The organism is Desulfonatronum thiodismutans (assembly GCF_000717475.1).
GTDB classification, from domain to species: Bacteria; Desulfobacterota; Desulfovibrionia; order Desulfovibrionales; family Desulfonatronaceae; genus Desulfonatronum; species Desulfonatronum thiodismutans.
Map to the genome: position 1 here is coordinate 1 of NZ_JPIK01000002.1, position 24,014 is coordinate 24,014.

22 protein-coding genes are annotated in these 24,014 nt (G+C 61.5%); 4 read left to right on the forward strand and 18 right to left on the reverse strand.

Annotation, left to right across the window (positions count from 1 at the left end):
- Positions 1-153: 153 nt before the first annotated feature.
- The 5 genes from GY33_RS19465 to GY33_RS0100170 all read right to left on the reverse strand — a co-directional run bounded on the left by GY33_RS19465 (position 154) and on the right by GY33_RS0100170 (position 6,231).
- Positions 154-594 (reverse strand): hypothetical protein, encoded by a 441-nt coding sequence (locus GY33_RS19465; RefSeq protein WP_051822129.1) that lies wholly within the window; start codon positions 592-594, stop codon positions 154-156.
- 69 nt (positions 595-663) lie between these two features.
- A complete protein-coding gene (locus tag GY33_RS0100155) occupies positions 664-1,773 on the reverse strand; it encodes an OmpA family protein (protein ID WP_031385394.1) in 1,110 nt (369 codons plus the stop codon).
- 189 nt (positions 1,774-1,962) lie between these two features.
- Positions 1,963-3,414: a sensor histidine kinase gene (locus GY33_RS0100160; protein WP_084184679.1), complete on the reverse strand. Its 1,452-nt coding sequence runs from the start codon at positions 3,412-3,414 to the stop codon at positions 1,963-1,965.
- A 76-nt stretch (positions 3,415-3,490) separates the two neighbouring features.
- Complete coding sequence (locus tag GY33_RS0100165) at positions 3,491-5,221, reverse strand: 4Fe-4S binding protein (RefSeq protein ID WP_051822130.1); 1,731 nt, start codon at positions 5,219-5,221, stop codon at positions 3,491-3,493.
- Positions 5,218-6,231, reverse strand: coding sequence for a DUF362 domain-containing protein (locus tag GY33_RS0100170; protein WP_084184680.1), 1,014 nt, complete (start codon positions 6,229-6,231; stop codon positions 5,218-5,220). Before GY33_RS0100170 ends, GY33_RS0100165 begins: the two co-directional genes overlap by 4 nt.
- Positions 6,232-6,348: 117 nt before the next feature.
- Here GY33_RS0100170 and nadC point away from each other — a divergent pair, with 117 nt between their 5' ends.
- From nadC to GY33_RS0100190, 4 genes are all read left to right on the forward strand, one after another.
- Positions 6,349-7,227, forward strand: a complete 879-nt coding sequence (nadC, locus tag GY33_RS0100175) for a carboxylating nicotinate-nucleotide diphosphorylase (RefSeq protein ID WP_031385398.1) — start codon at positions 6,349-6,351, stop codon at positions 7,225-7,227.
- A 236-nt stretch (positions 7,228-7,463) separates the two neighbouring features.
- The gene (gene nadA, locus GY33_RS0100180; RefSeq protein ID WP_031385399.1) at positions 7,464-8,495 is read left to right on the forward strand and encodes a quinolinate synthase NadA; all 1,032 of its coding nucleotides are present in this window, start codon (positions 7,464-7,466) and stop codon (positions 8,493-8,495) included.
- On the forward strand, positions 8,492-10,075 hold the full coding sequence (gene nadB / locus GY33_RS0100185; RefSeq protein WP_031385400.1) for an L-aspartate oxidase: 1,584 nt from the start codon (positions 8,492-8,494) through the stop codon (positions 10,073-10,075). Before nadA ends, nadB begins: the two co-directional genes overlap by 4 nt.
- Positions 10,072-10,830 (forward strand): UPF0280 family protein, encoded by a 759-nt coding sequence (locus GY33_RS0100190; RefSeq protein ID WP_031385401.1) that lies wholly within the window; start codon positions 10,072-10,074, stop codon positions 10,828-10,830. The genes nadB and GY33_RS0100190 overlap by 4 nt, the downstream gene beginning before the upstream one ends.
- Before the next feature lie 63 nt (positions 10,831-10,893).
- Here the strand turns inward: GY33_RS0100190 and GY33_RS0100195 are convergent, their stop codons facing one another.
- From GY33_RS0100195 to GY33_RS0100255, 13 genes are all read right to left on the reverse strand, one after another.
- Positions 10,894-11,268, reverse strand: a complete 375-nt coding sequence (locus GY33_RS0100195; protein WP_031385402.1) for a type II toxin-antitoxin system VapC family toxin — start codon at positions 11,266-11,268, stop codon at positions 10,894-10,896.
- The gene (locus tag GY33_RS0100200; protein ID WP_051822131.1) at positions 11,265-13,118 is read right to left on the reverse strand and encodes a glycosyltransferase family 4 protein; all 1,854 of its coding nucleotides are present in this window, start codon (positions 13,116-13,118) and stop codon (positions 11,265-11,267) included. Before GY33_RS0100200 ends, GY33_RS0100195 begins: the two co-directional genes overlap by 4 nt.
- Before the next feature lie 17 nt (positions 13,119-13,135).
- A complete protein-coding gene (locus GY33_RS0100205; protein WP_031385404.1) occupies positions 13,136-14,800 on the reverse strand; it encodes an AMP-binding protein in 1,665 nt (554 codons plus the stop codon).
- Between the two features lie 17 nt (positions 14,801-14,817).
- Positions 14,818-15,387 (reverse strand): helix-turn-helix domain-containing protein, encoded by a 570-nt coding sequence (locus tag GY33_RS0100210; protein ID WP_035270871.1) that lies wholly within the window; start codon positions 15,385-15,387, stop codon positions 14,818-14,820.
- Between the two features lie 171 nt (positions 15,388-15,558).
- Positions 15,559-16,596 (reverse strand): 4-hydroxythreonine-4-phosphate dehydrogenase PdxA, encoded by a 1,038-nt coding sequence (pdxA, locus tag GY33_RS0100220; protein ID WP_235185420.1) that lies wholly within the window; start codon positions 16,594-16,596, stop codon positions 15,559-15,561.
- Positions 16,597-16,599: 3 nt separating this feature from the next.
- Complete coding sequence (locus GY33_RS0100225; RefSeq protein WP_031385407.1) at positions 16,600-16,809, reverse strand: hypothetical protein; 210 nt, start codon at positions 16,807-16,809, stop codon at positions 16,600-16,602.
- Between the two features lie 48 nt (positions 16,810-16,857).
- The gene (gene glgA / locus GY33_RS0100230; protein WP_031385408.1) at positions 16,858-18,324 is read right to left on the reverse strand and encodes a glycogen synthase GlgA; all 1,467 of its coding nucleotides are present in this window, start codon (positions 18,322-18,324) and stop codon (positions 16,858-16,860) included.
- Between the two features lie 35 nt (positions 18,325-18,359).
- The gene (locus GY33_RS0100235; RefSeq protein WP_031385409.1) at positions 18,360-18,836 is read right to left on the reverse strand and encodes an NUDIX domain-containing protein; all 477 of its coding nucleotides are present in this window, start codon (positions 18,834-18,836) and stop codon (positions 18,360-18,362) included.
- Between the two features lie 95 nt (positions 18,837-18,931).
- Positions 18,932-19,678, reverse strand: coding sequence for a hypothetical protein (locus GY33_RS0100240; protein WP_031385410.1), 747 nt, complete (start codon positions 19,676-19,678; stop codon positions 18,932-18,934).
- A gap of 14 nt (positions 19,679-19,692) precedes the next feature.
- Positions 19,693-21,114 (reverse strand): polynucleotide adenylyltransferase PcnB, encoded by a 1,422-nt coding sequence (gene pcnB, locus GY33_RS0100245; protein ID WP_051822132.1) that lies wholly within the window; start codon positions 21,112-21,114, stop codon positions 19,693-19,695.
- A 29-nt stretch (positions 21,115-21,143) separates the two neighbouring features.
- Positions 21,144-21,344 (reverse strand): dual CXXC motif small (seleno)protein, encoded by a 201-nt coding sequence (locus GY33_RS22035; protein ID WP_456151356.1) that lies wholly within the window; start codon positions 21,342-21,344, stop codon positions 21,144-21,146.
- Between the two features lie 212 nt (positions 21,345-21,556).
- Positions 21,557-23,458, reverse strand: coding sequence for an ATP-binding protein (locus GY33_RS19470; RefSeq protein ID WP_084184682.1), 1,902 nt, complete (start codon positions 23,456-23,458; stop codon positions 21,557-21,559).
- A 239-nt stretch (positions 23,459-23,697) separates the two neighbouring features.
- Positions 23,698-23,877 carry a hypothetical protein gene (locus GY33_RS0100255; RefSeq protein ID WP_031385413.1) on the reverse strand — a complete coding sequence of 60 codons (180 nt, stop codon included), beginning with the start codon at positions 23,875-23,877 and terminating at the stop codon, positions 23,698-23,700.
- Positions 23,878-24,014 lie beyond the last annotated feature (137 nt).

The following is a 24,014-nucleotide window of genomic DNA, read 5'->3' on the forward strand; positions in this document are numbered from 1 at the left end:
GCGATGCGGTTAAAGTCCTGTTGAAAACAGGGACTTGTCGGCCCCGCCATGTTTTGGGGCGAGGATGTGTTGAGCGGTTTTCCCCAAAAAAAACAAGCGACTCGGTGCAACCGAGTCGCTTGTTTTTGGAGTATGGAAGGCTGTTTTAAGCTGCTATTCCAGCCATCGATTGGCGTGATATTGAAAAATTTCCGTGACCTTGCGGCCATGGACCGGCACGAACGGACCCAGGGCCGCAGCGGTCTGGGTGTCGGCAACGGATTCGTAAGTCCATTCCGTGTATTCCAGTATCCCGATGAAATTGCCGGGACCGGTGCTCGCTTGTTTGACGGACCAAGCCACGGAATCCCGGTCCACCTGCATGTAGCGGCCGACATATCCGAGTCCATTGTTCACGAACTCGACGTTTCCAATCCGGGAATGAAAATTGCGGTCGATCTTGTCGATCCAGTTTTGGGAAAACTGGGCGAATTGTTGTTCAATGTAAACCGCCTGCGAGGAGACGGGCAGGGCGTCGATTCCCGAGGCGGCCGCCGGAAGAGAGGCCGCCGGAAGCAGAACAGCCAGCAACAGGAGCATGCGAAGGTGTCGCATAGGTGTCTCGTAAGGGGTTGAAGGCCCCCTCCCCGGATGGGGAGGGGGAGAAGCAGAATTGGAGAGGTGTTATTCGAAGCGAATTTCCACGCGACGGTTCAGGGAGCGTCCTTCGCGGGTGTTGTTGTCGAAACGGGGCTGGGTCAAACCGAAGCCCTGGGTGGTGATGCGGTCCGCGGGAACGCCTTCGTTGACCAGGAAGCTCCGGACCGAGGAGGCGCGACGCTCGGAAAGGCCCATGTTGTAGCTGGCCGGACCGATGTTGCAGGTATGACCGTCGACCATGATCCGCTTGCCGGGACGGGACTTGATGATCTCGGCGGCTTCCTTGAGCAGGGGCGCGAATTCAGGCTTGATGTTGTACTTGTCGAAGTCAAAGTTGACGTTGCGGAAAACGATGACTTCTTCCACCGGGGCCGGAGCGGGCGCGGCCACCGGAGCGGCGGGAATGACTTCCACGTCGTAGAAGACCTTGCGCACGAAGTCGGCGCGCTTGCCGTCGTCCAGCAGGTCCATGAGGTCCGCGGTGACCGTGCAGGGGTTGACGGCGGCGATCTGTTTCACCAGGGCTTTTTCAGCAGCGGTCTGGGCGAAGCTGATCACGTGGAAGCAGATGTCGGCGCCGTATTTGGCGTACATGTCCTGTATGACGGGCAATGGCTTGGGGCCGATGTTGGACTCGCCGTCCGTGACCAGGATCACGGCGCGTCGGTTGGACAGACCGCCGACCACGGAGTCAAGGGACTTCAGGCCCAGGCCCATGGGGGTCAGGCGACCGAAGATGTCGTACTGGGTCTGCAGGCCGTCGATGCCCTGGTTCAGGCGATCCTTGGAGTACGGGGAAGGTGCAATGTACTCTTGGAAGGGGCCGTATGTGTACAGACCGGCGTTGAAGGCGATGGCGGGAATATCATTATTGACGGCCTTCAGGACTTCCTTGGCCACTTCGATTTTTTCCTGCTTGTTCGGATCGTGGCGGGCGGCCAGGGAGCTTTTGGACTCTGACGGGGCGCTCATGGCCATGGAGCCGGAATGGTCGATGAAAAAGAGAAAATTCTCCGCCTTGGGGACGATCCGTTCGGTTTGAGCAATGGCGGATGTTGCCATGCACAGGCAGAGGGCCAATAGGCCCAGGAGGGCCACCAGGGAAAACAGCGGCTTCAGAACATGTTTACGCATAACTTAAACTCCTTTTGCTTAAAACCTAAGTAAGTGGTGCAGGGCACGACGCCCGTGGTGTCACGAAAAAAAACCGAAAAGGAATACGGTTGGACTTCAGAAATGTTGCGAAAAACGTCACCTCCTTACTCATGACGGCAACTAATTGTTACGGCATAGGCGTTAGAATAACGCACTCAGTAAAAAAGCTCAAGAGCCGGGCGACTGACTTGGTGAAGAGTTTGGCGAATATTCGCATTGGGAAATCAACGGCGAAGCCGGGGGAGCTTCCTTGGGCAGGATGAAATAAAAATTGTTGCCCATGGGGGTCGGCTCATAGCCCATCCTGCCGCCGTGCAGCTCCACGATCTGGCGGATGAAGAACAGTCCGTGGCCCGTGCCCGGTTCCTGCCCGGTGTTCCCGGCCCGGAACCCTTCCTCGAAAAGACGTTTCCGTTCCTCGCCGGTGATATGCGGTCCGGTGGTGAACACGTTCAGCTTGACCCCGTCCAGGCCGTTGCCAAAGAAATTGGGCACGTCCTCCCATCCATAAGACAGGAACTTGACCCAGCGGCCCCGTGCGTCGCGAACCGGGGCGGTATACTTTACGGCGTTGGAAAACAGATTGGCGTAGACCTGGGTAATCAGGCCGACGTCCACGACCACCTCGATTTCCTTGTCCGGAACACCGGCCCAGGCGATTTCAATGTTGCGATCCTCGAACTGGGTCATGAATCGGGCGATCTGCGGATCGATGATCTGGTTCTTGAAGTTGCAGACCCGTTTTTCCAGGACATATCGCCCCTGTTCAAAATGACTTCGGCGCAAAAGGGTTTCCAGAAACAGACTGGTGTTGTCGTAGTGGCGCTGAATTTCCCCGAACTGATCCTGGAGCGCGTCCTGAACGTAGTCCATTCTGGCGACGAGTTGCTTCCACCGCGCGTCGTCGACGGACAGGCCGTCCGGAGGGGATTGGCGCATGTCGTCGGCCAGCTCGCCGAGGGCGTTGATGGTGCTTTCCAGGCGACGATAAAACAGTTTGAAGTACATGTTGGGCACGATGACGTTGTGCCCGATGTCCTTGACCAAGCTGCGGATGAACTGGATGTGCTCCTGGTTTTTCTGGCTGATCATCCGATTGTGGAGCTGAAATCCGACCCGGTTGGCGTACTTTTCCAGGAAAAGTCGGTCGTGGTCGGAAAGGGCGTCTGCCGGATGGATGTCCAGAATGCCGAGCAGGTGATTCTCGGAGTCGGTCGGTAAATGAGATTGAAGATCCTTGTTGCCTTTGATCGGGAGATAATAGTGACCCTCATGGATCGTGGGAATGGAGAAAAGGGGAATGTTCGGTGCCGGGTTCGGTTTTTGGCCTCGCTCCGGACAAATGACGATATGATCGACGTGGTGATCCTGGAACAAGTACAGTGTGCAGTCCAGGTTGAAGAACACCTTGGGAATCAGGGCGCAGACGGACATCAGGTCGCGGAAGGAATCGAATTCCTGGGCCAGATCGAAAAAAACGTTCAAGGCCGTGCTTTGCAGGGAGGAGAAATTGTAGTCCGCGTAGTCGTCGATCTTTTCATGGATGCGTTTCTGGACGGACAGAGCCCTGGGGTATTCCAGACAAAGCGAGGCGATATCCAAGGGGGTGGCGTTATGCATGTGCTGATCCGAAATAATCGTCTCTTCGCAATCCGCTTCGAGGTTTTTCGGGTTGAGTCGATCCAGGCCGCGACGGTCAGGGAGTGAAGCCGGGGGGCAGGGCGTCCTTGTCCGGCACGGCGTCGGGAAGAGGAGCCAAGGCGGTGTCCGGCGTTTCCAGGTCAAAAGGGACGTATCCGGTTTGGTCCGGCGGGACGACGTGCAGCATCAGCCCCATGTTTTGACCTTTGGCTTTGTAGGATCCAGCGCCGAGCCGCAACGCTTCCATGGGCTCAACGATAATGGCCGACGCGGCGCGAACCGGGCAATGGTATTCGCAGAACCCGCACCCCGAACATTTTCGTCCGTCCACAAAGGGCACGGGCTGAGAATGGGTCGCTACCCTTCGCAGATCAATGGCATCATACGGACAAACTTCGTCGCAAACAAGACATTTTTTGTTCCATTCCCAGGCCAGGCATTTGTGGCGCAGGATCGTAGCGGTTCCGACCTTGGCCCAGGTTTTATCGGCCAAAGGCAGGTCGCGGATGGCCCCGGTGGGGCAGACCCGGCCGCAGGCCGTGCATTCTGGTTCGCAAGGGCCCCGGCGGGGAGTCAGGCGCGGACTGAACAGAGCGATCACCCCTGCCTCGAACCAGATGGGCTGCAAGGTATTGGTGGGACAGGCCCGCATGCACAGTCCGCAGCGGATGCAACGGGCCAGGAAGTCGCGTTCCGGCAGACTGCCCGGGGGGCGGAGCAGGGTTTCCGGCGTGATGTCGCCGGGCAGCATTTCGCCCCGGACTTCCAACAACCCGGTGTAGGTCAGGGTCGCGGTTCCGGCTCCGGCCAATCCGGCCAGCAGAACCTCGCGTCGTTGCGGGGAAAAGCCCGGCGTCCTTGCACCGGATGCGCCGGATTTTCCGGACTCGTGAGACGGTTGGAACGTCACGGCCTGAACCGGACAGATCCGGACGCATTTCTGGCAGGCGATGCATTCTTCGTGGATGGTCCGCGATGGATTCGCCGGGATGGCGGCCATGGGACAGCGCCGTTGACAAGCTCCGCAGTCGGTGCAGACGTCGGAGACGGTTCTGCGGATCAACGGTCGTCTGCCCACAAGGGCCAGCAGGGCACCTGTCGGACAGAGATACCGGCACCAGAAGCGAGGACTCCAGCGAGCCAGGCTGAAAACTGCCAGGAAGAACAGCAGAAGAAACCATTGGGTCGTGAATCTGGGCTGGTGGAGTTCGGCGTAGGCGGCCCGGGTCCAGTCCAGATGCAGGGCCAGGGGACGCAGGGCATGGAGCGCGGCGTCTCCGAAAAGGGCCGCCGCCGGGTGGATCAGGAGCGTATAGAAGCGGGTGATCAGGGACAGGGGCGACGCGAAAAACACCGCGGACACGCCCAGGACGGCGGCGCCCAGGATGAAGAACAAGATCAGATATTTAATCCGACGCAAATCGCTGGAAGGCTGGGACGGGGGCGGAAGGACCGGGGCGGCGGGATCGTCCTGGGTCGATATCTTCCCGGCGGAACCTGGGATACGGGCCAGACCGTCGGTAATGTCCAGGGTGGTGCCCATGGGGCAGAGATAGCCACAGAAAAAACGGCCCAGCGCCAAGGTCAGGATCAGGACCAGCGCAGCCGGGGCCAGGGCGGCGACCCAGGCCCGGTCCGCCAGGACCGTGCCCACCAGGACCAGGGGGTCCAGGCGGAGGAAGGCGTCCACCGGAGCCCAGTCCGGCACGGGGAAAAAGGCCAGGCCGAGCAGGACCAGGAAGGCGGCCAGGCTCAGGGTTTGGATGGTGCGTTGCAACGAGATCATGCCGTGATTTCGTCGATGCGCAATCCGGACAGGTCCATGTTGCCCAGGCCGCGTTCATGGGCCAGCAGGATGTGCCGGACCTGGCGCGGTTCGAAGCGCCGACCGTACCATTCAAAAAGGCTGACGGCCATGGCGTCCGCGGCCACAACGTCCCGGGAGGCGATCACCGTGTCTTCCTGAAGGACCTTGCCGGGGCCGAAGGGACCGTTGGTGGAGAGGACCCGTGTGGCGTCCACCACCGTGAGATCGGGCATGAGCAGGGTGGTCAGGTCCACGATGGCCGTGTGCAGATCGAACCGGCGGTGCAGGACGCCCCGGTCCAGGATCAGCCCGAGCATGCCCTTCATGGCCAGGCTGACCCCGGTGGCGGAGTGGGATTTGGCCACCGGCGCGGCGATGAGCACGTCGGCGCTGAGCACGTCCTCCATGACCTGGGTTTCCCGGAGCTGTTCGCCCTGGGGGATCGGGACCGAGCGGAAAAAGCGGGTCGCGCTCAGGGTGTGCACGGAAACGTCGGACAAGGCCGCGCAGGCTTCCTGGATGCCGGACTGGACCAGGCACATTTCCGCGTTTTGCAGGGGATGGTCCAGGATGCGCACCCGGGCGGCCCCGGCTTCCCGGCACATCACGGCCAATTCCCGGACCACGTCCGGATGGGTGTTGGTGGCCCGCTCCGGCGGTTGGGCGAAACTCATGTTCGGCTTGATCACCACCCGCTGGCCGGGGCGGACAAAGGCCGCCATCCCGCCCAGGGCCTCCACCGCGGCCCTGGTCGCCGGGCCAGGTTCGCCCCTGGCCACGGTCAGGTCCGGCTGTCCTTCCGTGCCTATATCTGCTTTCTGGGCCGCGGCCAGGGGCCGGGCATGCAAGAGACCGTGGCCGCCGGCGGCCAGCAACAGGGCCGCCTTGCCCTGGGCTTTCAAAAAATCCCGACGAGAGACGCGAATGAGTGGCTCAGGGGCAGGACCAGAAACAGTATCGGAATCGGCGAAATCGCGGATGGAAGGCATGGGGAACTCCTTGGATTGGGGTTCGGGAGGAGAATCGGGACGCGCCTTTACAATGGCGGACGGGGTGGCGTAAAAAGTTGGTTTGTCGAATCCGGACCGGCAAAGCCGGCGGCGAATATGGAAAACCATTCATTATTTCATTCTTTTTTTCAAGGCCGCGCCATGGAGTATTTGGAGCGGCTGATCGACCTGGCGTTGGAAGAGGACGGCCGGGACCTGACCTCCGAGGCCTTGTTCACCGAAAAGGACCAGGCCAGGGCCCGGATACGGGCCAAGCAGGACACCCGTATCGTCGGCCTGCCGATCATTCCCCTGATCCTGTCCCGGTTTCCCGATGCGGTGCGTGTGAGCTTTTCCGCGGCGGAAGGGGCCATGGTCTCTTCGGGAACATATGTCGCTCATTTCCAGGGTCAAGCCCGGGCACTGCTCAAGGCCGAGCGGGTCATCCTGAATTTCATCGGGCGGCTCTCCGGCATCGCCAACCTGACCCAGGCCTTTTGCGAACGGATTGCCGGGACGGGCGTGCGGCTGCTGGACACCCGCAAGACCACCCCGGGTCTGCGCTATCCGGAGAAATACGCCGTGGCCCTGGCCGGCGGGGCCAACCACCGGCTTGACCTCAGCGAAATGCTGATGCTCAAGGACAATCATATCGACCGGGCCGGAGGAATCACCCCCGCGGTGCGCCGTCTGCTGGCGGCATATGTTCCCTGCCCGCCCATCGAGGTGGAATGCCGGACCCTGGAAGAGGTCGCCGAAGCCGCGGCTCTGCCCATCCAGCGAATCATGCTGGACAACATGCGCCCGGACGAGATGGCCCGGGCCCTGGCCATGATCCCCCAAACCATGGAAACGGAAATCAGCGGCGGCGTCTCCCTGGACACCGTCGCCGCCCTGGCCGCCCTCCGACCCACCTTCATTTCCGCCGGCGCTTTGACCCACTCCGCGGCCTGCGCGGATTTGAGCATGAGCATCGATCTTACACCCGAAACCTGATGCCGTAGTTTGTGCACATGAAACAAATAACCAGGGTGAACCTCCAGTCGAGATCGAAATCGAAATCGCTATCGAAATCGGTAATGCGGTCATTCTCTTTGAAGCACTGGTTTTCTCGATTTCGATTTCGATTTCGATTTCGACTCTGAAACCGGTGCCATGCTGACCCGTTTATATCATTTTTTACAGCAACATGTAGTCATCTTTGCCTTTGATAAAATAATTAGGACTCCTCAATGACCACCGACATCTCCCATCGCATCACGGCCCTGCGCCGCGAACTCGGATCATCCCTGGCCATTCTCGGTCACCATTACCAGAGCGACGACGTGATCCAACACGTGGACTTTCAGGGGGACTCCCTGGAGCTGGCCCGCCGGATTCCGAGTCTGGACGCCCGGTACATCGTGTTCTGCGGCGTTTCCTTCATGGCCGAAACCGCGGCCTTGCTGGCCAAGCCGGAACAGACAGTGTTGATCCCCGATCCCAAGGCCCATTGCTGCATGGCCGGGACCGCGCCGGACCGCAGGGTGGCCGCGGTTCTGAAGCGGATCTCCGCGACGGACCGCAAGGTCGTTCCCCTGGCTTACGTGAATTCGTCCGTGGGGGTCAAAGCGCTGTGCGGGCGGTACGGCGGCAGCGTCTGCACCTCGGCCAACGCGGCGATCATGCTCGAATGGGCTCTGGGCCAGGGCGACTGCGTTCTCTTCTTGCCGGACAAGAACCTGGGCATGAACACGGCGGATCTGTTGGGCATTCCCAAGCAGGACCAGGCCGTTTTGAACGTTCGCGAAGAGAGCGGTTGGAACGAGGATATTCTGGCCCGGAGGCTGCTGTTCTGGCCCGGGGTCTGCGCCATCCACTTCCGGCTCAAGCCCGAGGACGTGCGTCAGGTGTTGGAGGAGGAGCCCCGGCCCCTGGTTTTCGTGCATCCGGAATGTGAACCCGCGGTGGCGGCCCTGGCTGACGTTTCGGCCTCCACCTCGGGCATCATCCGGGCCGTGCGCGAGGCCCCGGCCGGATCGACCATCTACATCGGCACCGAGGACAATCTGGTTTTGCGCCTGGCCAGGCTGCATCCGGACAAACACATTTACCCGCTGGGAGCCGGGTATTGCAGCGCGATGTTGAAGATCACCGAACCCAAGCTGCTGGATACCTTGGAAAATCCGGACCAACATGAACCGGTCCGGGTGGACCCGGAGGTGGCCCCCGACGCCCGCAAGGCCCTGGAAACCATGCTGGCCGTGATGGAAGGCGCACAATGACCGACACCATTGAAACCACGGCCCTGGTCATTGGTTCAGGCATAACAGGGTGCGTCGCGGCCCTGACCATGGCCGAGGCTGGCCTGGAGGTCACCCTGATCTGCGCCGGGGATCAGCTCGACGAGGGGAACACGGCCCTGGCCCAGGGGGGGATCGTCTACCGCGGCCTGGACGATTCCGCCAAGCTGATGGCCTCGGACATCTTCACCGCGGGCTGGGAAATGAATTCACCTTCCGCGGTGCGTTTTTTGTGTCGCAAGGGGCCGGAGATTCTGCACAAGATATTTCTGGAAAAGCTGGCCGTGCCCTTTGCCCGTGAAGAACTCGGGGACTACCATCTGACCATGGAAGGCGGGCACAGCCGGGCCAGGGTGCTGTACAGCGCGGACTTTACCGGCCGGGTGATCATGGACAGCCTGATCGTGGCCGTGCGCAAGAGTCCGAATATCCGGGTGATGACCGGAATGACGGCCATCGACGTCCTGACCACCCACCACCACAGCGGTTCGCTGGAAATCCGCTATCAGATCGTCAATCAGTGCGCGGGGGCGTACGTCCTGGAAAACTCCACCGGGATCATCCGCCGTTTCCTGGCCGACTACACGGTGCTGGCCACGGGCGGCATCGGACAGGTCTACCTGAACACCACCAATACCCCGGGCTCCCTGGGATCGGGCTTTGCCATGGCCCACCGGGCCGGGGCCCGGCTGATGAACCAGGAGTACATCCAGTTTCATCCAACGTCCCTGTACCACCGCGGCCCGCGCAAGTTCCTGATCTCCGAGGCCGTGCGCGGCGAGGGGGCCCGGCTGATCAATATGGATGGCCGCGCCTTTATGGGCGACTACGACCCCAGGGCGGACCTGGCCCCCCGGGACATCGTGACCCGGGCCATCGTCGATGAGATGCTCAAGACCGGGGAAGACTTCGTCTACCTGGACGCGGCCACATACATCCGGAAAGACCTTGCGGCCCGCTTTCCCACCATCCACCAGCGTTGTCTTGAATTGGGCGTGGACATGACCAGGGAGCCGATCCCCGTGGTTCCGGCGGCCCATTATTTCTGCGGCGGAATTCTGGTGGACCAGCGTGGCCGGACGACCGTCGAACGCCTCTACGCCGGGGGCGAGTGCGCCTGCACCGGGGTCCACGGGGCCAACCGACTGGCCAGCACCTCTCTGTTGGAAGGGCTGGTCTGGGGCTGGGCCATCGGGCGGGACGCGGCCTCCCGAGTGAAGCGCGGGGCCATGTTGAACGCCAAGCTGAAAGCGTCCATCGCGCCATGGAAGGTCTTGGGGCAGCGCCAGAACGAGGACCCGGTCCTGGTGGCCCAGGACTGGGCGGCCATCAAGCACACCATGTGGAACTACGTGGGCATCAAGCGGACCACTCCGCGCCTGAAGCGGGCTTTCGACGATTTGCGCGACCTGAACAAGCGCCTGCATTCTTTTTATAAGGAAACCAAGCTTTCCAAGCCACTGGTGGATCTGTTTCACGGCTGCCAGACCGCCTACATCATCACCACCGCGGCCATGCGGAACACCGAGAGCAAAGGCTGCCACTTCCGGGTGGACGAGTGAGGCGGCACGCCTCTCCCTGGCGGACCTATCGGGCGCGCTGTCGACCGGGAACGGGAGAGGTGGGCTTTCAGGCCGTGGTGGAGCAGACGGATCTGTGGGTCGTGGCCCAGCGGGACCTGCGACGGGAAGTGCTCCAGGCGGTGAACGCCTGTCGCGGGCAGCTCCAGGCGCACATCGCCCGGCAGCCGGAGTTCGCGACCAGCCTGGAGCCGGTGGACGTGGGCCCGGATGCGGCCCGGATCGTCCAGGACATGGCCCGGGCCGGACGGATCTGCGGCGTGGGCCCCATGGCCGCGGTGGCCGGAGCCGTGGCCCAATGGGTGGCCGCCTGGATTGTCGAACACTGCCCGGATGTCGGCCCGACCTTGCTGGTGGAAAATGGAGGCGACCTTTACCTGCGGTCCGACCGGGAACGGATCGTCGGTTTGCTGGCCATGCCTGAGAACGGGGCCGGCCTCGGTCTGCGCCTCGTCCCGGACGATTTCCCCTGCTCCCTGTGCTCCTCCTCGGCTACCATCGGCCATTCCCTGAGCTTCGGCCAGGCCGACCTGGTGGCCGCCCGCTCCCGCGACGCCGCCCTGGCCGACGCCGCGGCCACGGCCCTGGCCAACCTGCTCCACGCCCCCGAGGATATGCCCCTGGTCATGCGCCGAGCCGAAGCCCTGGCTGAACACGGCCTGGACGGCCTCTTCGCCCAATGCGGGGACCGGGTCGGGGTCTGGGGGCGGATGGATTTGGTCTGCCTGGAGGCGTGATTCGGGCTGTTTGAGGTGGTTGCGGAAACTGTTTGGAATTGACCTTCCGTGTTTGTATGGCCGCTAAGGTTTTGGAAAATACCTCACGTTGTCCAGCTCCTTGAAGTCCGCGTCCTGGGTCCAAATTACAGCCTCGTATTCATGCGCCGTGGCCAGAATAATGGAGTCCGCCATGGGCAGGGAGTGCCGTAGACTCAAGGATGCCGCGGACATCGCGCGTCGTGAAGTCAACTCCACCACTTGTCCGCGCTGCATGGCTGACGCAGCTTGCAGGGCGGCGTCTTCGCCCGCCTCGCGAAGAATCACCTTGAACACCTCGTAGATTGAGATGGTAGGCACGACAAGCGAACTTTGGTCAGAGAGCGGCGGAATATATTGAGAAGCGTTTTCGCCTCCAGCGAAATACTCCAGCCACCCGGATGAATCGACAATGTTCATACTCTGTCCTTCTCGCGCTCAAAAGATATGTCGATTCCTTTGACAAAGCCCATGAGTTCAGAAATATCCCGCTCAGGAATAAGCTGGGCTTGCGGATTCCTTGCGCTTGACGACGGGCATGTCGGGCTCTCAACGATCTCCAGCAAGTCATGCTTCACGGCCCAGTGGATGTAAAACCGGATTTGTTCCGGGCTGGCGGAGGTGCAATCGGAAGACAGCAGGGTCATTTTGCGGATCAGGCGGTCCAGGGGGATGGGGTTGCGGGCGAGGATGAGGAGGGGTTTGAGCAGGTCTGGGGAAACCAGGTGTTCCAGTCCGGCGTAGATCACGGGAAAGTCGTGTCCGGCGGCGATGCGGTCTCCGGTTCGGGTGCGGGCCAGCAGGGTCTGGAGATTTGACTCGGCGCTGGGGAAGTCGGCGAAGATTTTTGAGAAGGGGAGTTCCAGGGGGCGCGGGGTGTCTCGGGGCGTGGTGGATTCTTGGGCGTCGTAAGCCGGGGGGCGTTCCCACAGATTTTCCCAGAGAGCCAGGTACTGCTCGATCACCCGGGACCAGGAGAAGGTGGTTCGGACGTGCTCGCGGGCTTGGGACCCCAGGGTGGCGCAGAACAATGGGTCGTCCAGCAGCCGACGCAGCGCGGCGGCGAGGTCCGGGATGTGGACGGCGGTTTGCTGGGCCAGGAGGAACTGGACTTCGTAGTCCGGGATCAGGCCGGAGAGCATGTCGATGTGCGACGAGTCCGGCGGGCCCCAGGTGGGGATCAGCAGGCCGGTCTGGTCGAGTTGGATGATGTCCCGGTAGCCGCTGTAGTCCGCGGCGATGGTCGGCAGTCCGGCAAGTCCGGCCTCCAGGAGGGTCAGGCCGAAGGTCTCCTGCGGGTTGTCGGCCAGGGAAACAAAGATGTCGGCCGCGGCGTAGAGACGGTGTTTGCGGGCTTCGTCCGGGCTGGGAACGAGGCGGCAGGGCAGGCCCACGTTGCGGGCCAGGGCCGTGAAGGCGCCGGGGAAGTCGTCCTTGGGATCGACCCAGCCGGCCACCACCAGGAGCACGTCCCGCCGGGCGTCCGAGCGTCCGGATATCCGCTGCCAGGCCCGGAGCAGGGGCAGGAGGTCCATTTTTGAATGAGGGGTGATCCGGCCCAGGACGAGCAGCACTCGTGTTTCGGGACCCACTTCCAGCTCGGCCCGGCCCTGCTTGCGCAACGCGGCTGGGTCAGGGTTCAAGGGGTCGTCCATGCCCAGGGGAATCACCGCTGTCTCGGGCTGGGGGAAGCGCTTTTGATCCAGGCTGAAGCTCTCGCGGAGATGGTCGAAATAGGCCAGCACCGCGCTTTGTCCGGCCGTGGAGGTGGCCACGATGCAGTCTCTGGGGGTGCAGCCTTGGTGAAGATGGTCCAGGAACCGGGCCGGGTACCCGGGGTAGCTCAGGGAGTGGGTGACGCTGGTGATGGGAAAGAGCCGAGGGGCATGGGCGTTGCGCAGCCGGGCCAAAGCGGGTGGGTAATTGATGCAGTCCGAGAGGTGAAAGCAGTGATAGTCGGTGGATCGCAGGGCTGAAGGCAAGTCCTGGCGTAAAAAAAAGCGCAGCCGCCGGTCCGCGGCGAGCCGCGGGAACCGTACCTGGGAAAGCTGCTGAACCGCCTGGATTTCCTTGGGCGTGGGCAGGAAAAAGTGATACTCGTCAAAAGGATCCCGGCGCAGCAAGGCGGCCAGGAATTGCTCGTTGGCCACCTTGCGGCCCCAGACCGCGCCGGGTTCGAGAAAGGGGTCCAGAGTCGCCCAGAATCTGGGTGTCCGGGAGATCCGAGAGACGCGTGGGGAGGCCGAGGGCATGGAGGCAGGGAGGGGCAACGCCGGATCGGTGGTGATCAGCCTTGCCTCTCGTTGGTTTCGCGAAGATCATTGGCGCGGATTTCGGCGCGCTTGATCTTGCCGCTGATGGTTTTGGGCAGGTCGTCCACGTAGTCGATGATCCGGGGATACTTGTAGGGCGCGGTGAGGGACTTGACGTGGTTCTGGAGTTCCTTGGTCAGTTCCTCGGAGCCGACGTATCCCGGCGCCAGAACCACGGTGGCTTTGACCGTTTGTCCTCGATCCGGGTCTGGAACCCCGGTCACCGCGGCTTCGATCACCGCGGGGTGGGTGATCAGGACGCTTTCCACTTCAAAGGGGCCGATACGGTAGCCCGAGCTTTTGATCAGGTCGTCCACTCGGCCCAGGAACCAAAGGTAGCCTTCCTCGTCCATCCAGGCCTTGTCCCCTGTATGGTAGAAACCGCCCTTGCGGGCTTGGGCCGTCTTGTCCGGTTCTGCCAGATATCCGGCGAACAAACCCAATGGCTCAGTGGAGTCCAGGCGGATGCATATCTCGCCCTCTTCGCCCGGGGCGCAAGGGTGGTCGTCGTCGTTGAGCAGGACCACGTCCCAGCCGGGACAGGGCTTGCCGATGGAACCGGGTTTGGGCGTCATGAATGGGAAGGTGGCCACCTGCAGGGTGGTTTCGGTCTGGCCGTAGCCCTCGTAAATGGGGAGTCCGGTGGCGTCCTTCCACGCATGAAAGACCCCCTCGTTGAGGAGTTCTCCGGCCGTGGTGCAGTGGCGCAGGCTGGAGAGGTCCAGGCTGGAGAAGTCCTGGCGGATCAGGAAGCGGTAGACCGTGGGCGGTCCGCAGAACGAGGTCACCTTGTGCTCTGCCAGCAGTGCGAGAAGCCTGGCCGGATCGAACTTGCCCCGGAAATCGTGGACAAAGACCACGGCCTCGGCCATCCACTGGCCGTAGAATTTGCCCCAGACCGCCTTGCCCCAGCCGGTGTCGGCCAGGGTCAGGTGGATGTCCCCGGGCCTCAGATCGTGCCAATGCACGCCGGTCACGTAATGCCCCAGAGGATAGGTGTGCAGGTGCTCGACCATCTTCGGCGGCCCGGTGGTTCCGGAGGAAAAGAAGATCAGCAGGCTGTCCCGGCCTCCGGCGTTTTCAGCCGGATCCTCGGGCCGGGGAAACACGTCGGACGCCTGGGCCATGATAGCGGTGTAGTCGGTCCAGCCTGGCTTTGGGCCGTCTCCGCCGACCCGGATCAGCGTGCGCAGGCCGGGGCAGTCCGGCAGGGCGGCCTGGACCGCTGACGCGACTCCGGCGTCCGTGATCACGGCCTTGATCCGGGCGAAATTGACCCGGTAAACGATGTCCTTGGTGGTCAGCAGGGCCGGGGAGGGCACGGCCACCGCGCCCAGCTTGTGCAGGGCCAGCATGGCCACCCAGAATTCCACCCGGCGGTGCAGGATGAGCATCACCCGGTCGCCTTTTTTCAGGCCGAGTTGTTTCAAGGCGTTGGCCAGTTTGTTGGATTCGGTCCGGAAAAAGCCCAGAGCGAAGTCGCGGCGGTTCCCGGCGTCGTCCACATGGATCATGGCCGGTCGGTTCGGTTCCCGCGCGGCATGGACGTCCAGAAAATCGAAGGCGAAATTGTAGTTGTCCGGAATCTCCAATTGAAACTTGCTCAGAAAGTCTTCGTGGGAATGGTAGGTTTGGTGCATGGTTGTCCGCATGGTCGTTAGATGATGACGTCGAGGAAAGTGGCCTCAGCCTGGTCCAGGCCCCGCAGGGCATGGGGCGTCCGGGAGCTGAAGTACAGGCTGTCTCCCGGTTCGAGGATCAGGGTCTGCTTTCCCAGGCGCAGTTCCAGACGACCGGAGAGCATGTAGATGAATTCCTGCCCCGCATGCTCGGTGAAGGTCAGTTCCTGTTCGCTTTTCGGCGGCACGGTGACCAGAAACGGTTCCATCCGACGGCCGATGAAGCTGTAGGCCAGGCTTTTGTAGGCGTAGTCCTTGCGACGGTCCACGCTCATGCCCTTGCCCTTGCGGATCAGGGCGTGATTGTGCAAATGGGCCTCGCCGCCGGAAAGCAGCACGGTCAGGTCCACGCCGCAGCTTTTGGCGGTGTGAAAAAGGTGGCTGACCGGGATTTCCACGGTTCCGGATTCGTACAGGGCCACCTTGTCCGGGGTGGATTCGATCCGGGCGGCCATTTCCTCGAAGCTGAGGTCCAGGGCCTCGCGCAGACCGCGCAACCGTGGGGCGATCTGTGCGTAAGGCGGAGTCTCGGGGGAAATGTCAGGCATGGTGATCGTCCTGGGATTGAGGTTTCGTTACTTAAGTGATGAAAAAAGTCTTTGTCGACAGGCCGTTCAAAAATTCCAAGTGCAAGGAGCAAGAAAAGCTCAAGGTCGAAGCGTATTTTTTCATACATGAGAGTTTGAACTTTTTGCGGCGACGCGGCAATTGGGAGTTTTTCAACGGAGTGTGAGGGCGATGGCCATGTCCAGGGCGTTGCGCAGGCTTTGGGCCGAGGCCTTGCCCTGGCCGACTAGGTCGTATCCGGTGCCGTGGTCCGGGCTGGTGCGGACGTAGGGCAGGCCGAGGGTGATCTGGACGCCGTCGTGAAAGTGCAACAGCTTGAAGGCCGTCAGGCCTTGGTCGTGGTACATGGCCAAAACCGCCGAGAAATCGCCTTGCGCGGCCCGGTGGAAAACCGTGTCCGCGGCCAGCGGGCCGACCACGTTCCAGCCCCTGGCCGCGGCCTGGAGCACGGCCGGGGCGATGACCCGTTGGTCTTCGTCCCCGATCCGTCCGTCCTCTCCGGCATGCGGGTTCAGGCCGCAGACCGCGACGGGGCCTCGGAGGTTCTGGGCGTGCATCGCGGCCATGGTCAGTTCCAGCTTGCGGAGGATCAGTTCGGTGGTAATCAACCCAGGGACCGTCCGCAGCGGAGGGTGGGTGGTGGCCAGGCTGACCCGTAGCCGAGGCCCCCAGAAGTGCATGCAGACGTCGTTCGGCCCCAATCCGGCCTTGGCGGCCAGAAACTCGGTGTGTCCAGCGAAATCGAATCCGGCCCGCTGGAGCGTGGCCTTGTTCAGCGGGCAGGTGGTCAGGGCCTGGACATGGCCGGATTGCAGCAGGGAGCACGCGGTTTCCAAAGCCAGGCCCGCGGCCAGGCCGCCCGCTATCGTGGCCTCTCCAGGCTGCATCTGGAAGGAGTCGAGCTCTGGAGGCGTGTAGAGTTGGACGTTTGATGGCTGAACCTTCACCTGTTCCGGCAATCGGTCCAGATTGGACAGCCGATGCCAGAAGACGGAACCGCCTGACGCGTGTTGGTGGTGCACCAAGGCCTGTTCCGGACCGATAATCAACACGGAGGTTCCGGCAAGGGACATGGGGAGGCCATGCCGGAAAACGCGACTAACCAGTTCCGGCCCCAGCCCGTTGGGGTCCCCCAGGGTCAGACCCAGGGTCAGGCCCAAAGGCTGGCCCTGGACGAAGGGTTGGGTCACGGCTTAACCGTTGTTTTGTTTCGGAGCCAAGGAAAGGCAATCCATTCGGAAAATGCAGCCCTCTTGATCGCAATAACCGGCTTCGGCCCGGGCGAAACAGTCGAAGTTGCCTTCGTCCAGTTGGATCATTCTGACGGCTTGAATTTTCGTGGTGCCGACACCAAGTTTCAACCCGCGTGATTTGGCCATGGTTCGGATTTCAGTCATTTTCATGGGAGAACCTCGATTTTGAGGGGGTGACGGGGGCGTCCAAAGCGGCGATCAAGCCGGGGACAGGTCCGCCCCAATGTCCGTATAGGCTTGGATATACTGTTGCGCCGCGCTTGACCAGGAATAGTCCTTGCACATGGCCCTGGTCCGCATGGCCTTCCATTCCGCCGGACGTTCCCAAACCTCCAGGGCCAGTTCGATGCTTTGCAGAAAAGTCCGGGCGTCGGGCGGGGTGAAAATGAAGCCCGTGGATTCGGGGTCGGGGTAGCCGGTGATGGTGTCCAGGAGTCCGCCCAGGGCAGAGGCCACGGGCAGGCTGCCGTAGCGCAGGCTGTACATCTGGGTCAGGCCGCAGGGTTCGTAGCGTGAGGGCATAAGGAAAAGATCGACTCCGGCCTGGATGCGGTGGGCCAGGTCTTCGGTGTAGCCGATGCGGGCCACGAGTCGTCCTGGGTAGGTTTCCATCATGTCCTGGACCTGGGCCTCAAACTGGAGATTGCCCTCGCCCAGAACCACCACGCTGACATCCTTGCGCATTAATTCAGGCAAAATGTCCAGGAGCATGTCGATGCCTTTTTGCTCCCGGAGGCGGCCGACGAATCCGAGCAGGGGACGGGACAGCAGCTCGGGGTCCAGGCAGAGTTCGTGAAACAGGCTTTCCTTGCAGCGCAGTTTGCCCCGTGGTGTCTCCGGCGAGTAGGTGCTGGGCAGGTAGCGGTCCTGCCTGGGGTCCCAGACCGCGTAGTCCGCGCCGTTGAGAATTCCTCGCAAGTCAGCGGCCCGGTGGTTGAGAATGCCTTCCAAACCGCAGCCAAATTCCGGTGTCAGAATTTCTCTGGCATAGGTCGGGCTGACCGTGGTGACCAGGTCCGCGTAGGAGATGCCGGACTTGAGCAGGTTGAAGTCTCCGAAGAATTCCGCTCCGGAGCTGTTCCAGGCCGCCGAGGGCAGCCCGGACTCCAGAAACAGGCGGTAGGCGAATCGGCCCTGAAAGGCCAGATTGTGGATGGTGACCACGGACTTGGTCTTCTTCCAGAAGGTGTCCACCTTGCGCAAAAAATGCAGATAGGCCGGAACCAGGGCGGCGTGCCAGTCATGGGCGTGGATGATTTCCGGCGGACTGGACAATCGTCTGGCCCATTCCATGGTCGCCCGGCAGAAAAAGATGAACCGCTCGCAGTTGTCGAAGTAGTCGCCCTTGTGGGTGCAGTACAGGAAGCGGCGGTCGAAGTATTCGCCTCGGGAGATGAAGTAGACGGGCAGGCCGTGATAGTCGGCCAGGAAAATGTCCGCCGTGGTGTCCGGCCAGGGGTAGCCCACCGGGCAGTCTTCGTAGATCAGCCGCAAGGGAAATTCGCTGCTGGCCAGCCGCCCGTAGAACGGAGTGATCACGCCCACGCTTACCCCGAGCCGGGACAAGGCCAGGGGCAGGGCGCCCATGACGTCCGCGAGCCCTCCGGTCTTGGAAAACGGGTACATTTCCGAGGCCACGAACAGGATCTGAGGATGGCTGTCCATGCTGATTCCTTAAGGTTTTACCCCGATGGGGCGAACTAGGAGACGAGCACCGGAGGGTTCAGGGTCTCGTGACGGCGACGAAGTTCCTGGAGGATGCGTTCGTGGTCAAAGGCCAGTTGGTCGGGCAGGGAGGCCAGGGGGAAAACACTTACGGCCCCGGCGTCGTCTCCGGCCCGGAGTTGGTCTGGATTCTTGGCCTGGGCCGTGAAGATCGTGCTGATGGTGTGCTGGCGCGGGTCGCGGCTCGGGTCGGAATAGACGCCGAAAAGTCCGGTCAGTTCCACCTCCAGCCCGGTTTCCTCCAATGCCTCGCGCACAGCGGCTCGCTCGGCGGACTCGCCGTAATCGATGAACCCGCCGGGAATGGCCCAGCCCGGAGGCGGGTTGCGACGTTCGATGAGGACGATTCCTCGGCCCGGAATGGTGATCAGGATGTCCACCGTGGGTACCGGATTGGTATAGATGGTCAGCGGTTTGGCGCAGTGGGGGCAGGGTTTTTGGAGTCCGGGCATGGCTGGGATGCTTTCATGGGGGCATGAGAGCCGGGGAAGAGGATGAAGATGGGGCGGTTGACTGAAAAACTGTTCCTGAACAGGATGATGGCATACTAATCCGTGCCTTGGCAAAGGGCAACACGTTGGCTTGAATTGGGCGAAAGCGCGGGCTGCTCAACGCGGGCTTCGATTTCAAAGAGGTCCACGCCCTCTTCCTCTCGTTCCTTAACGGCTGCCCGACGGACCGTGATGAATTGGCCGGTGGGCTGGCGGACCCGGTCTTGGCCGGTGAACAGGCTGAAGGCCACGCTACCCGAACCGCAGGCGGTTTCAGGGACAAAGGAGTCCACGGTCGCGACGTAAACGTATGGGATGATGGCGTCGTCGGAGAAGTGGATCGCGCCGAAGGCCGGGCGGCCGAAGCGGGCGCACAGGTCGGCCAGTTCGCGTTTGATCCGGGGGTGGTTCGTAGTGCTGTTTTGGGTATGACCGTCCGATTGGGGGTGGAGAATGAAGCCGATGCCTTCCAGGAGGAGGATGTTGTCGGTCAGGGACCAGCGCAGGGGGATGGTCACGCGGGTGGCGTGGGGCGTGTTGACGAAATCCGCCGGACGGTCCAGACCGCTGACGCCGACGGTTCCTTTTGGTCCCAGGGTGGAGGCAAAGGCCAGGGTGGCGTTGATGCAGAATTCTCCGCCCATCATCTCCAGGCGCGGCGGGTGGGCCTGGTGGTCCACGAAGCCGACCTGCTCCACCTCTTGAAGCAGGTCCGCGGCCAGGGACGCCCGGCGGGCGGGCGGGCAGTACCGGACCAGGGCGGTGGCGTTGCCTCCGGCGATGAGGAATTTGCGAGTCGTCATGGAGGACGGGCGCGTCAGGTTCGGGGCGCGGACGACGGCTTGCGGCGGCGGGAACGCTTGCGCAGCGGGCGGGAACGCTTGATCTCGAGGTTTTCTCCCGCTCTTTCGGTTGCCGGATTGTCCGACATCGCCGTCGTCTCGTTTGATTTTTCGACGCCGGCCTTCACCTGACGGCGTCTTGGCCTTCGAGGCTTTTTAGCGGCGGTCTTTTTCGTGCTTTCGGAGTCCGGGCCTTGCGCTTCGATTTCCCGACGCAGAACGTTCCAGGGTTCGAGGCGCTCCGTATCCTCGCCGGCCACGCGCAGGCCGATTTCATGCAAGGCCAGGGTCTCGGGAAAAGTCTCCTGGGCCACGAAGCCGCGTTTGGAGAAGCGCTTGCGCTTGTCCGGGACGAATCGGGACTGGTTGGCCATGACCTGGATCATCCGCATGGCCATCAATTTGGGCATGCTGATCCGGATGCAAATGGGCGTGAGCAGTTCGGTCAGCCGGAGGTGGAGCGGGAGCCGTTCCTGTTCCTCGTCCCGGGCCGCTTGTTCACTGAGGATTCGGTTCATGGGGGCGAAAAACAGGGTCGCGAAAATCAGGACCGGATTCAGGCCGCCCATCTCTTTGATCCGGTCGTCCAGGCGGCCCAGCCAGGGCCACAGGACGGGTTCCCGGTTTTGCGCGTGGTCCTGGTCCAGATACCGCGCGATTTCCGGGAGCAGATCCCCGAGCAGGCCGGTTTTGTAGAGCAAGCGAACGGCCTGTTCCCCGGAACCATAGGCAAAGAGCTTGATCAATTCCTCGAAGACACGGGGCGGGGCGGCTTTGAGAATTTCCTGGTGATGGCGGAGGATGGCGTTGAAGGTGGCCGGTTCGATCCGAAAAACCAGGCGGGAGGCGAAGCGCACGGCCCGGATCATGCGCACCGGATCCTCCCGGAACCTGATGTTCGGGTCCCCGATGCAGCGGACCAATCGGTCTCGGATGTCGCTCAACCCTCCGACGTGGTCGATGACGGTAAACCGCTTCACCTCGTAGAACAGGGCGTTGATGGTGAAGTCCCGGCGCAGGGCATCCTCTTCCGGTGAGCCGTAGCAATTGTCCCGAAAGACGTACAAATCCCCGTCCCCGTTGGCATCCGGTTCGGGACAGCGCCGAAAGGTGGAGGTTTCGATGATCTGGTCGCCGAAATGGATATGCGCCAACCGGAACCGGCGGCCGATGATGAAGCAGTTCCGAAAGGCCTTCTTGATCTGGTTGGGCGTGGCGTTGGTGCCCACGTCGAAATCCTTGGGCTCGCGCCCGAGGATCAGGTCGCGCACGCCGCCGCCCACCAGGTAGGCGGTGAATCCCTTGCGCCCGAGTTGATACATGACCTTCAGGGCGTCGGGATGAATGTTCTTACGGGAGATGGGGTGTTCGTCGCGGGGAATGATTTGTGGGGGCATGCGGGTGAGGAAAACGTAAAAACGTATTGCTATATGCGGTTGCAGGGAGTGTCGGCCAAAAATTCTTCCATCAGGTCGTCCAGGGTGGTTCCGTATTCGTGCAAGGCAAAGGTGGCGCCGCAGGACCCACAGCGCAGGGCGACGGCCCGTCAGCCGCGCCGGGCGTGCAAGCGATCGCCGCATTTCCGGCAACGGAGTCGGGTGCGGATGTCTTGGATGGGGGGGAGCATGGGCATTCTTGCGTATTGCGGTAAATTATCGGTCACGGGCGCGAACATACAGCGAGACAGCGGAAAGTCAATTCCGGGGCCGTAGGAAGCAGGGGCGGATTTGACTCGGCCCTCTCCGCATCTGGCCCAGTGCAACAAGTTTCCCAGCAGGGCGTACTATGAACGGAGACGGGGGATTCGGGTTCATAACTGAAATTGTCGTCCCACACCGGTCAGGTTTGTTCCAGGTGGCCGGTCTCGCCAAAGGACGACGTGAACGGCAAAGCCACATATACCGTCGTGCCTTTGCCGACGGTGCTGTCCACGCTGATGTTTCCGCCCATGGAGTCGACGAGTCGTTTGACAATGGCCAACCCCAGGCCCGCGCCCTGGTATTTTCTGGTGTACGATCCGTCCACCTGGATGAATGGCTTGAAGAGCGTATCGAGTTTGTCCTCCGGGATGCCGATGCCGGTGTCCGTGACGGAAAACAGAATCCGAGGTCTGTTTTGTTCTCCTTTTGCGGATTTCAGGGGCCAGACTTCCAGCCTGATCCGTCCCTGGTCCGTGAACTTCAGGGCGTTGCCCACCAAGTTGAACAGAATCTGCCGGAGCCGCGTGACGTCTCCGATGAGACGCTCCGGCAGGGCGGGGTCGATGCGGTATTCCATCGCGACGTCGTTCTTTCTGACGGTCGTCGGAAAAAGGTCAAAAACAGCGGCCACGGCGTCTTGGACGCGGAACTCCTCCAGGCGGTTTTCCGTTCCCCCGGTTTCAAGCCCTGAGATGTCCAGAAGGTCGCTCAAAAGACTGGTGTATCGATCCGATGCCTGCAGGGCCATGGAAATGTACTGGTGTTGTCTCTCATCCAATTTTGAGGTCCGCAATACCTGCAGCATGCCCATGATCCCGTTGAACGGCGTGCGCAGTTCATGACTCATATTGGCCAGGAATTCGGACTTGGCCCGGTTGGCCGCTTCAGCTTGGTCTTTGGCCTGAACCAAGGCTTGCTCGGCCTGTGTTCGTTCGGTGATGTCCTGGTTGACGACAATGGCCGCCGAGACCTGGCCCTGGTCGTTCAATACCGGAGCCGTGTAGTTGAGGATTATCTTTTTCTTGCCGTCGAAGGTCTCGATTTCCATAAGCTCGTCCACGATGGTCACGCCCTTGTTCACCGTGCGAGCCAAAGCCCAGTCGTTCTCGGCGATAGCCTCTCCGGATGGCAGTCGTCTGGCTTTGAAGACGCAGTATTGCTTCTGCTCCGCCAAGGGCTCGCCTCCCCAGATGGATACCCCCGCCGGATTGCCTTGCAGTAGTTTGCCTTTGTCGTCGGCGATCCAGAGGCCCACGGGCAGGATTTCAAAGACCTTGCTCAACAATCGTTCCCGCTCTCGCAACCCCCGTTCCGAATTGCCCAGCAGTCTGTTTCCGGTCCAGATGCCCAGCAACCCCAAAAAGCCGATGACGGCATGCCCCAGAACGAGCAACATTCGTTGCCGGCCAGCTACCGCGAGAAAGGGTGCAAGTGGCAGGGAAACGCTGATTCCTCCATGGATGTCGCCGATTTTGTAGCCCTGGTCGACATGGCAGCGCAGACACCCGGCTTCGGTGAACAAGGGGCGCATGAATCTGAAATATGGACGCCCATCGATAGCTTCCACGGATGTCGCCTTGGGCACGCCGTCCTGAAAGGAGAGCATGGCCTTGGTTTCCCATTCGTCCGCCGCGTTTTCCGGGCGCAGCGGGTCAAGGCTGGTAATGTGGCCGAGCAACCCGTGTTCGTCGAACCCCAGCTCATGAACTTGGCGTGTCATGTAAGCGGGGTTGACCAGGGTCAGTTTTATTCCGGTGGAGGCCGTCACGTCCCGGTCGGGCAGGTGCGCCAGATACGGATTGGGCGGTGTGGTCTCCGTCGGTTGGACGTAGACTCCGCCATGCAGGGTGGACCACTTGCGGTAGATGACGTCCTTTTGAAACGAGGCCTGGGCCTCGGATTCAGCCAAGATCAGCACGGAATCGCCCGCTTGGCGCCAGTTCCAGGCCAGGGAGGCGGTAACCACGACGATCCAGACCACCGCGGCCATGAGCGTTAAGTTCTTTCTTGACGGGCCGAGGAGGAGACATTTGCTGTTCATCGTAGAACTCTGGGCGTCACGTGCCGATTTATTTGTTGTCTTTTTATGAACCGGGGCTGCTTTGCCCGGGCGACTACCGTGCGGTTGCGTTCGATGTTTCTGACTTGATACAGGGCTTCGTCAGCCCGCTTGAGCAGTATTTCCGGAATGAAAACGTCTGATTCGTACCCGACCGCGCTGATGAAGGGCAGTTCCAAGTCAAAGGGCCAGCCCTGTTCCAGATATCGGATGAAGGCGTTTCACAAGGTCTCTCGATCCAGCGGTGCGTAGCATGACAGACATTTTTCCAGCCATTGCCGGGAAGAAAACTGTTCGTCCGGCGAGAAACCGTAAAAGTGATACGTTTCCTTGGTCCGGTTCGGGTTCTCCCGATCCACGTCCCACTCCCATCCGTCGATTTTTGCCAGGCGTTGCGTCATATTCAGCAGTCGGTCGCTATGTCGCAACTCCGAAAAATTGGATTTTTCATCAGGATATCTGGTAACCGGGTAGCAATGTTTTCTCGTACCTTGTGATCAAGAATCAGGCAAACAGATGATGAGGGAACCGTGACGAC

What these genes read in the sequence shown, in the direction of transcription:
- GY33_RS0100225 (WP_031385407.1), bottom strand. Translation starts at nt 16,809, where the DNA reads ATGAAAATGACTGAAATCCGAACCATGGCCAAATCACGCGGGTTGAAA.
- GY33_RS0100160 (WP_084184679.1), bottom strand. Translation starts at nt 3,414, where the DNA reads ATGCATAACGCCACCCCCTTGGATATCGCCTCGCTTTGTCTGGAATAC.
- GY33_RS19465 (WP_051822129.1), bottom strand. Translation starts at nt 594, where the DNA reads ATGCGACACCTTCGCATGCTCCTGTTGCTGGCTGTTCTGCTTCCGGCG.
- GY33_RS0100170 (WP_084184680.1), bottom strand. Translation starts at nt 6,231, where the DNA reads ATGCCTTCCATCCGCGATTTCGCCGATTCCGATACTGTTTCTGGTCCT.
- GY33_RS0100195 (WP_031385402.1), bottom strand. Translation starts at nt 11,268, where the DNA reads ATGAACATTGTCGATTCATCCGGGTGGCTGGAGTATTTCGCTGGAGGC.
- nadA (WP_031385399.1), top strand. Translation starts at nt 7,464, where the DNA reads ATGACCACCGACATCTCCCATCGCATCACGGCCCTGCGCCGCGAACTC.
- GY33_RS0100240 (WP_031385410.1), bottom strand. Translation starts at nt 19,678, where the DNA reads ATGACGACTCGCAAATTCCTCATCGCCGGAGGCAACGCCACCGCCCTG.
- GY33_RS0100255 (WP_031385413.1), bottom strand. Translation starts at nt 23,877, where the DNA reads ATGACGCAACGCCTGGCAAAAATCGACGGATGGGAGTGGGACGTGGAT.
- nadC (WP_031385398.1), top strand. Translation starts at nt 6,349, where the DNA reads ATGGAAAACCATTCATTATTTCATTCTTTTTTTCAAGGCCGCGCCATG.
- nadB (WP_031385400.1), top strand. Translation starts at nt 8,492, where the DNA reads ATGACCGACACCATTGAAACCACGGCCCTGGTCATTGGTTCAGGCATA.
- GY33_RS19470 (WP_084184682.1), bottom strand. Translation starts at nt 23,458, where the DNA reads ATGAACAGCAAATGTCTCCTCCTCGGCCCGTCAAGAAAGAACTTAACG.
- GY33_RS0100210 (WP_035270871.1), bottom strand. Translation starts at nt 15,387, where the DNA reads ATGCCTGACATTTCCCCCGAGACTCCGCCTTACGCACAGATCGCCCCA.
- GY33_RS0100235 (WP_031385409.1), bottom strand. Translation starts at nt 18,836, where the DNA reads ATGCCCGGACTCCAAAAACCCTGCCCCCACTGCGCCAAACCGCTGACC.
- glgA (WP_031385408.1), bottom strand. Translation starts at nt 18,324, where the DNA reads ATGGACAGCCATCCTCAGATCCTGTTCGTGGCCTCGGAAATGTACCCG.
- GY33_RS0100205 (WP_031385404.1), bottom strand. Translation starts at nt 14,800, where the DNA reads ATGCACCAAACCTACCATTCCCACGAAGACTTTCTGAGCAAGTTTCAA.
- GY33_RS0100165 (WP_051822130.1), bottom strand. Translation starts at nt 5,221, where the DNA reads ATGATCTCGTTGCAACGCACCATCCAAACCCTGAGCCTGGCCGCCTTC.
- pcnB (WP_051822132.1), bottom strand. Translation starts at nt 21,114, where the DNA reads ATGCCCCCACAAATCATTCCCCGCGACGAACACCCCATCTCCCGTAAG.
- GY33_RS0100155 (WP_031385394.1), bottom strand. Translation starts at nt 1,773, where the DNA reads ATGCGTAAACATGTTCTGAAGCCGCTGTTTTCCCTGGTGGCCCTCCTG.